Raw genomic sequence first — 11,063 nt, forward strand, 5'->3', positions numbered from 1 at the left:
CCGGACCGTTCGGCGACCACGGCGAGAGAGCGGAGCTCCATGCGGCACCAGGACGACCCCGGCCACCCCGAAGACCCTGAACACACCGCGCACCCCCACGATGTCGTACGGGACTTCGCGGCGGATCCCGCGGCGGCGCAGGACCCGGCGGCGCGCGTGAGCGGGCGGCACCGCAAGAGCGGCGGCGCGGGACGACGCCCCTCGCGACGGCCGTCCTTCCGGACCGCCGTCACCGTCGCCGGCACCGCGGCCGCGGTCCTGACGGTGGCCACCGGGGTGTACGTCGCCTCCACCGGGACCGGCGGCACGACCACCACCCCCTGGGCCGCGGAGGCGGCCGCGTCCCCGCGTTCCTCCACCGCCGCCGGGTCCGCCGACACCGCGTCGGAGACCGTACGGGAGGTGGAGACCGTACGGGAGGTGGAGACCGTACGGGAGGTCCGGCGGACGTCCCCGGCCCCGTCGACGCCCTCGACCGCGTCCACGCCCTCCCCTCGTACGGCGAAGGTGATGCAGGCAGGATCCGCGCCCCCGAACTCCCGGCCGGAGGATCAGCCGGAGACCCGGTGGAAGAGCAGGCCTTCGGACCGGCCGGAGACCCGTCCGAAGGCGGAGTCGGAGCGACAGCGGGAGTCGCTGCCCGAACAGGCCCCGGAACAGCCGCAAGGGCAGCAGGGTGCGGCCCCCGCGGCGGAGGCGCCCGCCGGGAAGGCCGCGCGGTTCGTCGAGGACGTCGTCGCGCTCGCCAACGTCGAGCGGGAGAAGGCAGGTTGCGGGCCGCTGCGTTCCGAGGGCCGGCTGCGGAGCGCCGCGCAGGGGCACGCCGACGACATGTCCGCCCGCGACTACTACGAGCACGACGATCCGGAGGGGCGTGACGCGGGCGACCGGATGAGCGGCGCCGGGTACACGTGGTCGACCTGGGGGGAGAACATCCACCGCGGGCCGAAGACCCCGGCCCGGGCCATGGAGGACTGGATGGAGAGTCCCGGCCACCGGGCGAACATCCTCAACTGCTCCTTCAAGGACATCGGCGTGGGCGTGACCCTCACCGCCAACGGCCCTTGGTGGGTACAGAACTTCGGCGCCAGACGCTGAGCCGGCGACCCCGGCCGTCAGGAGGCGGGAGCGGCCAGCTTCTGCACCCAGATCGTGCCGCCGGGACCGGGCACCGACGCCACTCCGGTGTCCCGGTACCGGCAGTCGAGCATGTTCTCCTCGTGCATCGACCCGTCCGTCCAGTCGTCCACGACGGACGCCGGGTCGGCCGAACCACGGTCCAGGTTCTCCGCCCAGGCGCTCCAGTCGTAGCCGGCGGCGGTGATCCGGGCGTCCGCGAACTCGCCCTCGGGGCTGGCGTGTCCGAAGTAGCCGCGCGCGGCCATGTCGCGGGCGTAGCCGCGGGCCGCCTCCGTGAGGCGGGGGTCGATGCGCAGCGGGGCACAACCCGCAGCCGCCCGGAGCCGGTTGACGAGTCCGGTCACCCGCTCCTCACCGGAGGGCGTCGGCGTGGGGCGCGGGGTGTGGCGTGGGGTGGGAGGCGTGGTCGTCGGTGTGGGGGTGGCAGGGGTGGCCGTCGGTGTCGGGGAGGTCGTCGCGACCGCGGCGGGGGTCGCCGGAGGCGCGGCGGCCGGCTTGCCGGGCTCCACGCGCGCGTGGGGTTCCTGGGGTACGAGCAGGGCGACCGCGCCGAGGACCGCGACGGCGGCGGCTCCGGCGACGCCTACGCGGCGGAGCGGTGTCCACCGGGAGCCGGTGTCGGACCCGACCGTGTCCGGCGCGGCCGTATCGGAAGGGACCGTGTCGGAAGGGACGGTGTCCGAAGCGTCCGTATCGGACGCGACCGTGTCGAAGGCGACCGGATCGGGGGTGTGGCCGTCCATGGCCGCGAGGGCGAGCGGCGGTACGAGGCCGAGACCGACGAGCAGGCCCTCGACGGGCGCGAGGCCACTGCGGCCGGACACCCTGGCCGCGCAGGCCGCACAGGTCCGCAGGTGGCGGGCGACACGTTTGCGCCAGAGGGGGGAGGGTCGGCCGTCCCAGGCCGTGACGGTCTCGGCGAGGTCGGGGCACCTCGGTACGGCGTCCAGGGCGCGGACGACGGCCCGGCCGGTTTCGAGGCGTTCCTTCATCCGCTGGACGCGGACGGCGGCGTGCTGCGGGGAAATCCCGCCGAGGCCCTCGGCGAGTTCGGCGCGGGTCAGTTCGCCCGCGGCCTCCAGCCACCAGAGGGCGAGCAGTTCGCGGTCCTCCTCGTCGAGCCAGCGGGTCGCGCGGGCCACGTCGCGACGCTGTCCGGAGAGGCCGAGCCGGAGGATGGTGGCCTCGGTGAAGTCGCCGGCGGCCGGGTCGGCGAGATCGGTGGCCCGGTCGAGGCCGGGCACGGGGGCCTGCTGGCGTTCGCGCCAGCGGCGCCGTATCCCGTTCATGGCGATGGCGACGAGCCAGGACCGGAAACGGGCGGGGTCGCGGAGACCGGTCAGGCCATCGAGGGCGCGGACCATCGTCTCCTGGACGATGTCGTCGGTGTCGGCATGACCGTCGAGGGCCCGGCCGACGATGTTGTGGACGAGGGGCAGATAAGCGCGGACCAGCGCGTCCCTGGCATCCGCGTCACCGGCCCTGGCCGCCTCCACCAGTGCGGTGGTGCGGCGCTCGTCGCTGTGCATGGATCTGCTCCCTCATCCCTGGTGCGAGTCCCCCGTGGTTCGGAGACCCGTGGGTGCGGGAGGGATAACACTTATCGGTGATCGACGCGGCGTGGATCACACCGGTGGTACGGGCAGGGTCGGGACCGTGGCCCCGTTCCCCTCCCGGACGGCTGCCACGACGGCGTCGTGCAGATCGCGGCTCTCCTCCTCCGACGCGCACGGAACGGGACTGCCCGACATGGTGAACCAGTCGGACGCGCCGCTGTACTGCACGGCCACGCGTGCTTCGCTCTCGGCCCAGGTCGTGTGCACGGTCAGATCGCCCGTGACGACTCCGGCCTCGACGGTCAGCACCCCACCTCGCCCGGTGTAGACACCGGCGGTCGTCCAAGATGCCCAGCTCATCCATCCAGGTTCACACCCGAACGGCGGATGCGCCACCGACGGGACCGCCCCGGTCGGAAGGATTCCGTCCGGGGCGGTCCATGGCGCGTGCTCGATCGGACGGGGAGGCCACGGCCTCCCCTGCCGGATCAGGCGAGGGAGGCGACGGCCTCGTTGAAGGTGGCGGACGGACGCATCACGGCCGCGGCCTTGGCCGGGTCGGGCTGGTAGTAGCCACCGATCTCGACCGGGGAGCCCTGGACGGCGACGAGCTCGTCGACGATCTTCTGCTCGTTGGCCGCGAGGGTCTCCGCCAGCGGCGCGAAGGCCTTGGCCAGCTCCGCGTCCTCGGTCTGGGCGGCCAGCTCCTGGGCCCAGTACAGGGCCAGGTAGAAGTGGCTGCCGCGGTTGTCGATACCACCGACGCGACGGGTCGGCGACTTGTCCTCGTTGAGGAAGGTGCCGGTGGCGCGGTCGAGGGTGTCGGCGAGGACCTGGGCGCGGGAGTTGCCCGTGGAGGTCGCGAGGTGCTCGAAGCTGGCGGCCAGGGCGAAGAACTCGCCGAGGCTGTCCCAGCGGAGGTAGTTCTCCTTGACGAGCTGCTGGACGTGCTTCGGGGCGGAGCCGCCGGCGCCGGTCTCGAAGAGGCCGCCGCCCGCCATCAGCGGGACGACCGACAGCATCTTGGCGCTGGTGCCCAGCTCCAGGATGGGGAAGAGGTCGGTCAGGTAGTCGCGGAGCACGTTGCCGGTGACCGAGATGGTGTCCTCGCCGCGGCGGATGCGCTCCAGGGAGAACTTGGTGGCCTCGACCGGGGACAGGATCTTGATGTCCAGGCCCTCGGTGTCGTGCTGCGCGAGGTACTCGTTGACCTTGGCGATCAGCTGCGCGTCGTGGGCGCGGTTCTCGTCCAGCCAGAAGACGGCCGGGGCGCCGGTGGCGCGGGCGCGGGTGACGGCGAGCTTGACCCAGTCCTGGATGGGCAGGTCCTTGGTCTGGCAGGCGCGGAAGATGTCGCCCTCGGCGACCTCCTGCTCCAGGACGACGTTGCCCTCGGAGTCGACGAGGCGGACGGTGCCGGCCTGGGCGATCTCGAAGGTCTTGTCGTGGGAGCCGTACTCCTCGGCCTTCTGCGCCATGAGGCCGACGTTCGGGACGGAGCCCATGGTCGACGGGTCGAAGGCGCCGTGGGCGCGGCAGTCGTCGATGACGACCTGGTACACGCCGGAGTAGCTGTGGTCCGGGAGGACGGCGAGGGTGTCGGCCTCCTGGCCGTCCGGGCCCCACATGTGACCGGAGGTGCGGATCATGGCCGGCATCGAGGCGTCGACGATGACGTCGGACGGCACGTGCAGGTTGGTGATGCCCTTGTCGGAGTCGACCATCGCCAGGGCGGGGCCCGCGGCGAGCTCGGCCTCGAAGGAGGCCTTGATCTCCTCGCCCAGGTGCGGGACGGAGTCCAGGCCGTTGAGGACGGTGCCGAGACCGTCGTTCGGGGAGAGGCCGGCGGCGGCGAGCGCCTCGCCGTACTTGGCGAAGGTCGCGGGGAAGAAGGCGCGCACGACGTGGCCGAAGACGATCGGGTCGGAGACCTTCATCATCGTGGCCTTGAGGTGCACGGAGAAGAGCACGTTCTCGGCCTTGGCGCGGGCGACCTGCTCGCTCAGGAAGGTGCGCAGGGCGGCGGCGCGCATGACGGCGGCGTCGACGACCTCGCCGGCGATGACCTTCAGCGGCTCGCGGAGCTCGCTGGTGGTGCCGTCGGCGGCGGTGAACTCGAAGCGGAGGGTGTCGTCCTTGGTGACGACGACGGACTTCTCCGTGGAGGCGAAGTCGTTCTCACCCATGGTGGCGACGTTGGTCTTGGACTCGGAGGTCCAGGCGCCCATGCGGTGGGGGTGGTTCTTGGCGTAGTTCTTGACCGAGCCGGGCGCGCGGCGGTCGGAGTTGCCCTCGCGCAGGACCGGGTTGACGGCCGAGCCCTTGATCTTGTCGTAACGGGCGCGGACGTCCTTGTCCTGGTCCGTCTGCGGGTCGTCCGGGTAGTCCGGGAGGGCGTAGCCCTGCGCCTGGAGCTCGGCGACCGCGGCCTTGAGCTGCGGGATGGACGCCGAGACGTTCGGCAGCTTGATGATGTTGGCGCCGGGCGTCTTGGCCAGGTCGCCGAGCTCGGAGAGGGCGTCGGCGATGCGCTGGCCCTCCTCCAGGAACTCGGGGAAGACGGCGATGATGCGGCCCGCGAGGGAGATGTCCCGCGTCTCGACCGTGACGCCGGCCTGCGAGGCATACGCCTGGATCACGGGCAGGAACGAGTACGTCGCCAGGGCAGGCGCCTCGTCAGTGTGGGTGTAGATGATGGTCGAGTCAGTCACCGGGTGCTCCGCTCCACGTCTGCGTATGCGAGATTGCTCGACATCAAGATATCTCGTGATCGAGGTCCTCGGTGAAGGGGCCCACGAGCTCGCTGTCCCGGGGCACTCCGGCGGCCTCCACGAAGGGTCCGCCGAGCCGGTACGGGGCGGCGGCACCGTCGAGGTCGACGCGGCGCAGCAGACCGAGCAGAACAAGGCCGGCGGCGGCGACCACGCCCGCGGCGAGGGCCTGGCCGCAGCGGTGGGCGATCCGGAGCTCGGCCGGGTCGTAGGGGGCGGTGGCCGGCAGGGCGAGGGTGCCGCCGAGGAACCACAGGCCCGCACCGAGCCCGCCGACGGCGAGCAGGGCGAGCGGCACGGTCACCGGGAGGCCGGGGAGTGCGGGCCCCCGTCGGGCGCCGGGGCGCACCTTGCCCTTGCGGGCGAGGACGGCGAGAAGGCCGCAGAAGACGGCCAGGACCACCAGGGCGGCGGCGATGACGTCGCCGGGCCGGTGCTGCCCGGCGGCGACGGTGTACGCGCCGACGGCGACGGCCCAGAGCGTGGCGGCGCCGACGGCGACGCTGCGCAGCCGGTACGGGACGACGAGTGCGAGCCCGAAGGCGAGGCCCAGGGCGAGCGTGGTCTGGGCGCTGGGGAAGCCGGTGGACATGAGCCCGCCGGTGTCGGCGAGCCGGGGACGGGGTGCGTACCGCTGGAGCAGTCCGGTGAGGGCGAGTGCGGTGACGACCGCGCCGGCGGCTATGCCGGTGACGGCGTACCGCTTGCGTATCAGGCCGACGGCGAGCAGCAGGGCGCAGCCGAGGACCAGGGAGAGGGTGGCGAGCCCGGCGAGCGAGGGGTGCTCGCGGAGCACGGTGACGGCGGCGGCGTCGGCGCGCCGGCCGGTCAGGGCCGCGTCGCCCCAGCGACGGCCGGTCGCGGTGAGCACGAGGCCCGCGTAGACGACGGTGAGGAGGAGTACCGCCCCGAGGCAGCCACGCCGGGTCCGGGTGCGGACACGGGTGCTGAACGATCCGGCGGCCTCGCCTGCCACGGCGGCGTACCACCAGGTGTCACCGGTCTCCAGCGGCCTCGGGGAGCCGCCCGCGCGGGGCCTGTCGTAGGAAGCCATGCCCCGATTCGAACCCACGCGCGGCTGCCTCGCCCGCTGGACGCACCCGAACGACACGCGGGAGAGGCTTCCGCGGGCCGGGCCCGCTCGGCAGCCGGGGCCCGGGCGCCTGCCCGCTCAGCGGTCCGGCCTCGGGCGCTGGGCCAGGGTCAGGAGAACCAGTCCGCAGAGGAGGACTCCCCCGCCGAAGACCCCGACACCGGAGCGAGCCGCGGGGCCGCCCGAGAACGCTCCGCCCGCCTGGATCGCGAACGCCGCCGCCATCACCAGCTGCGCCCGGCCGAAGAGCCCGGTCCGGCGGACGTGCCTCCGCTGCCAGGGCAGCAGCCGGCCGGTGCGGAGTACCGCCACCCCGCTGATCGCGAACAACACACCGAGCAGCGCGATGGGTACGGCGAAGTACCAGGACACGATCCGCCCCCTGCCGCTCCGGCACGGTGCCGGGAGTCGGCGCGATCATGCCACAGCGAGATGGTGGGAGGCCGTGCGGTCGTGGCGCCGGGTCCCGTACAGCGTGAACGCCGTGTTCACCAGAGCCACATGGCTGAGCGCCTGCGGCATGTTGCCCAGCTGTCGGCCCGCCACCGGGTCCCATTCCTCGGCGAGGAGGCCGACGTCGTTGCGGACGTCGAGGACCCGCTCGAAGACGGCGCGGGCCTCGTCGGGGCGGCCGGTCATCGCGAGCGCGTCGGCGTACCAGAACGTGCAGGCCACGAAGGACCCTTCGGTGCCGCCGAGGTCGTCGAGTTCGTGCGTGCCACCGTCCCGGACGTCACCGTAGCGGCGCAGGAAGCCGTGGTCGTCGAGCCGTGCCATCGCCCGTACGGTGCCGAGGACGCGGGGGTCGTCGGCGGGGAGGAAGCCGAGCCGGGGGATCAACAGGGCGGTGGCATCGACCTGGTGGCCGCCGTAGTACTGGGTGAAGGACTGCTGTTCCTCGCTCCAGCCCAGGGCACAGACCTCCGCGCGCAGTTCGCGGCGCAGGGCCTGCCAGCGCCCGAGCGAGCCGCGGAGCCCGGCGACCCGGGCGAGGCGGACGGCGCGGTCGGCCGCGACCCAGGCCATGACCTTGGAGTGGACGAAGTGGCGGCGCGGGCCCCGGACTTCCCAGATGCCCTCGTCGGGTTCCTGCCAGCGTTTGCCGAGGTAGTCCAGGAGCGAGGCGACCAGCGCCCAGTCCGGGGCGTCGAGGGCGACCCCGGCCCGGACGGCCGAGTAGACGGTGTTGAGCACCTCGCCGTAGATGTCGAGCTGGAACTGGCCGACGGCCGCGTTGCCGAATCTGACGGGCCGTGAGTTCTCGTAGCCGGGAAGCCAGTCGGCGTACGTCTCGGGGAGCCGGCGCTGGCCCTCGACCCCGTACAGCGGCTGGAGGTCGGCGGGGTCGCCGGCGACGGCGCGGACCAGCCAGTCCTTCCAGGCGAGCGCTTCTCTGCGATAGCCGCCGCGCAGCAGGCAGGAGAGGGTGAACGTGGAGTCGCGCAGCCAGCAGAAGCGGTAGTCCCAGTTGCGCTGCCCGCCGAGGGACTCGGGGAGGGAGGCGGTGGCCGCGGCGACGACTCCGCCGGTGGGGGCGTACGTGAGGGCCTTGAGGGTGAGCAGGGAGCGGATGACGGCCTCACGCGCGGGCCCCTCGTAGCGGAGTGCGGCGGCCCAGTCGTTCCAGAAGGCGAGGGTACGGACGAGGGCGGCGTCGATCTCGGCGGGCGGGGCGGCGGCCGGCACGGGGGTGTGCGAGGGGCGCCAGCCGAGGACGAAGGCGACCCGGCGGCCGGCCGTGACGGTGAACTCGACGGTCGTGCGGTCCGGGGTGACGACGGGTTCGACACCGGGCCCGCAGGAGAGGTAGGCGGCGTCCGGTCCGGCCACCCAGGCGACGGTACGGCGGTCCACCGAGCGGGTCCAGGGCACGATGCTGCCGTGGTGGAAGCGGACACTCAACTCGCTTCGCACGTCGACCCGTCCGGCGATTCCCTCGACCACGCGGACGATGCGCGGGGCATCCTCGCTCGGGGAGCGCGGGGGCATGAAGTCGGTGATCCGTACGGTTCCGGCGAGGGATTCCCAGAGGGTGTCCAGGACGAGCGTGTCGCCCCGGTAACTCCTGCGGGTGCAGCGGGTTCTGCCGACGGGGGCGAGGAGCCAGCGGCCGTGCCCCGGATCACCGAGGAGGGCCGCGAGGCACGCGGGCGAGTCGAAGCGCGGCGCGCACCACCAGTCGACGGACCCGTCGGCCCCTACGAGCGCGGCGGTCTCGAGGTCACCGACGAGGGCGTAGTCCTCAATTCGCCCTGCCATGACGGGATTGTATGCCTTATAAAAATCTCATGCAGAATCAGCGGGGAATCGATTCCCGGGGAGCCGCATATTCTTCCGAGATTCTTGACGGCATCGCCTCCGGCGCAGGATTCTGAAGAACGCGGGTCCGCCGCACGGAAGGCCGTGCCGATGAGTACCGAACGATGAGTACCGATGAGTAGCGATTCGCATCCGCTGCGCCGGTCGACCGATCGCGCGCCCGGATCCGGCAGACCGACGGTGAGCCTCGTTCTCACGGTCCGCCCCGGGGAAGGCGACCCGGGACCGGCGCTCGACCTGCTCCTCGGCCAAGTGCCGTCGAGCGTGGGGGACGTGGTCCTGGTCGGCGGTCCGGCCGGAGACGGCGAGACGCGTGCCGGGCTCACCGTGCGCGGACTCGGGGCCTGGGACTCCTCCCGGGGCGACATTCCCCATGCGGGGCTGCTCGCGGCGACCGGCGATCTGGTCGTGCTGATGAACGCCGACGGCAGCATGTCGCCGCACGAGATCCCGCACTATCTGCACTATCTGGAAAGCGGCTACGACTTCGTCAAGGGATCACGCTTCATCGCGGGCGGGGACTTCGCCGACTATCCGCTCTCGCGGCGACTCGGACATCGCGCGCTGCTGCGGGTCGCACGGCAGGTGTACGGCCAGCACCTGACCGATCTCTGGTACGGATTCTGTGCGTTCCGGCGCTCTTTCGTGGACCTCCTGGACCTGCGTGAGGACGGTGTGGAGCTGGGGGCCGAACTGGTCACGCACGCCCTGCACTACGGCCTGCGCGTCGCCGAGGTGCCCAGTCTCGAACGGCCACGCCTCCACGAGCCCTCGCACCCGCGCACGATCCGTGACGGCGCCCGCATCCTCGGCACGCTCCTCGACGAGCGGCCGCACAACGCGTTGTCGCGGCTCGCGCACCGGCGGCGCGGGCACGGGTCCCGCCACTCCTCCGGTTGACGTATCACACCAAAAGGTGCTAACGCTGGAAGAAGCACATTTTTGAACAGACCACTTCAGAACAGACCATCGACATCAGGACAGACCCTCGGCAGGGTCGGTTGTCGGAAGAGGCTCGTCGTGACCTCCACCCATCTCAACCGAACGCCGGCGGCATCCGGACCGCATCCTCTGCGGCGGACGACCGACTGGCCCCTCGCCGATGCCCGGCGCCGCTCGCTCTGCCGCCCCGCACACCAGCCGACCGCCCACCCGGCACGCCGGGCGGCCGACCGGATCACCGCCGCCCCTCCCTCACGGAGCCGGGCGTGCAGGCCCCGGGGTGCGGCCCGCAGGCGGCGTAGCCGTACGACCCACACCCGCACCGCGCTGCGAAGCCGTGGCTCCGACGGGTCGTCCGAACCATCACCAGCCGGGTCGTCCGAACCACCCCGACCGGGTGGAGCGCGTCACCACCGACCCACCCCCGCACTGATCCCCCGCGCGCCCGTGCGCCCCGCGCCCCGCGCCTTCCCCCGAGGAGGCGAGGCGTGATGGCCACCGCCCGCGCCCACGCACCGCTCCCCCGCCGGCTCGTCCGCCCGCCGGTGGAGCTCGAACTGCTCATCCCGGCCTACAACGAGCAGCGCAGGCTGCCCTCGACGGTGGCCGCCACGGTCGACTTCCTGGCCGGGCGGCCCTGGTCCTCGGCGGTCGTCGTGGTCGACAACAACAGCGCCGACGGCACCCTCGACGTCCTGGAGCGCTTCGCCGACTCCCCCGTCCCGGTCCGCGCCATCGGGTGCAGCGACCAGGGCAAGGGCGCGGCGGTCCGGCGCGGCATCGAGACCTCCTCGGCGCGGTTCATCGGCTTCGCCGACGCGGACAACGCGACCCCCGTCGAGACCCTGGACCGGGTGATGGCGCTGCTGCGGGCGGGCCACGGAGCGGTCATCGCCTCGCGCCACGCGCCGGGCGCGCACCTCGACGTGGAGCAGTCGGCGCTGCGGCGCGGCGGGGGGCTGCTGTTCCGTACGCTCGCGCATCTGTCGCTGCCCGGCGTGGCCGACACCCAGTGCGGGTTCAAGTTCTTCTCCGGTCCGCTGGCCCACGCGATCGTGCGTGACTGCCGCATCGACGGTTTCGCCTTCGACGTGGAGCTGCTCGCCCATGTGGTGCGGGCCGGGCGGGACGTCGTGGAGGTGCCGGTGGTGTGGCACGACGTACCCGGTTCGACGTTCTCGGCACGGCGCGACGGTCTGCGCTCGATGGCCGATCTCCTGCGGATCTCGCTGGCCCGGTGAT

9 protein-coding genes are annotated in these 11,063 nt (G+C 72.7%); 3 read left to right on the top strand and 6 right to left on the bottom strand.

Translation table 11 applies throughout. The features are described from left to right. The first annotated feature begins 39 nt into the window (after nucleotides 1-39). Entirely contained in the window at nucleotides 40-1,098 is a 1,059-nt protein-coding gene (locus OG462_RS06755) for a CAP domain-containing protein (RefSeq protein WP_406055416.1), read from the top strand. A 17-nt stretch (nucleotides 1,099-1,115) separates the two neighbouring features. Here OG462_RS06755 and OG462_RS06760 read toward each other — a convergent pair whose 3' ends face one another. The 6 genes from OG462_RS06760 to OG462_RS06785 all read right to left on the bottom strand — a co-directional run bounded on the left by OG462_RS06760 (nucleotide 1,116) and on the right by OG462_RS06785 (nucleotide 8,819). Then, complete coding sequence (locus OG462_RS06760; protein ID WP_406055418.1) at nucleotides 1,116-2,669, bottom strand: sigma-70 family RNA polymerase sigma factor; 1,554 nt, start codon at nucleotides 2,667-2,669, stop codon at nucleotides 1,116-1,118. Nucleotides 2,670-2,765: 96 nt separating this feature from the next. Further along, entirely contained in the window at nucleotides 2,766-3,056 is a 291-nt protein-coding gene (locus OG462_RS06765; protein ID WP_406055420.1) for a hypothetical protein, read from the bottom strand. Nucleotides 3,057-3,184: 128 nt separating this feature from the next. Beyond that, the gene (locus OG462_RS06770; RefSeq protein ID WP_406055422.1) at nucleotides 3,185-5,407 is read right to left on the bottom strand and encodes an NADP-dependent isocitrate dehydrogenase; all 2,223 of its coding nucleotides are present in this window, start codon (nucleotides 5,405-5,407) and stop codon (nucleotides 3,185-3,187) included. Between the two features lie 43 nt (nucleotides 5,408-5,450). Next, a complete protein-coding gene (locus OG462_RS06775; RefSeq protein WP_406055423.1) occupies nucleotides 5,451-6,521 on the bottom strand; it encodes a phosphatase PAP2 family protein in 1,071 nt (356 codons plus the stop codon). Between the two features lie 117 nt (nucleotides 6,522-6,638). Further along, nucleotides 6,639-6,932 carry a hypothetical protein gene (locus OG462_RS06780; RefSeq protein ID WP_406055425.1) on the bottom strand — a complete coding sequence of 98 codons (294 nt, stop codon included), beginning with the start codon at nucleotides 6,930-6,932 and terminating at the stop codon, nucleotides 6,639-6,641. Between the two features lie 45 nt (nucleotides 6,933-6,977). Beyond that, nucleotides 6,978-8,819, bottom strand: coding sequence for a glycoside hydrolase family 15 protein (locus tag OG462_RS06785; RefSeq protein ID WP_406055427.1), 1,842 nt, complete (start codon nucleotides 8,817-8,819; stop codon nucleotides 6,978-6,980). Nucleotides 8,820-9,059: 240 nt separating this feature from the next. Here OG462_RS06785 and OG462_RS06790 point away from each other — a divergent pair, with 240 nt between their 5' ends. Then, the gene (locus OG462_RS06790) at nucleotides 9,060-9,779 is read left to right on the top strand and encodes a glycosyltransferase family 2 protein (protein ID WP_406055429.1); all 720 of its coding nucleotides are present in this window, start codon (nucleotides 9,060-9,062) and stop codon (nucleotides 9,777-9,779) included. Nucleotides 9,780-10,312: 533 nt separating this feature from the next. Next, entirely contained in the window at nucleotides 10,313-11,062 is a 750-nt protein-coding gene (locus tag OG462_RS06795) for a glycosyltransferase (RefSeq protein ID WP_406066397.1), read from the top strand. Nucleotide 11,063 lies beyond the last annotated feature (1 nt).

The organism is Streptomyces sp. NBC_01077 (assembly GCF_045162855.1).
Taxonomy (GTDB): Bacteria; Actinomycetota; Actinomycetes; order Streptomycetales; family Streptomycetaceae; genus Streptomyces.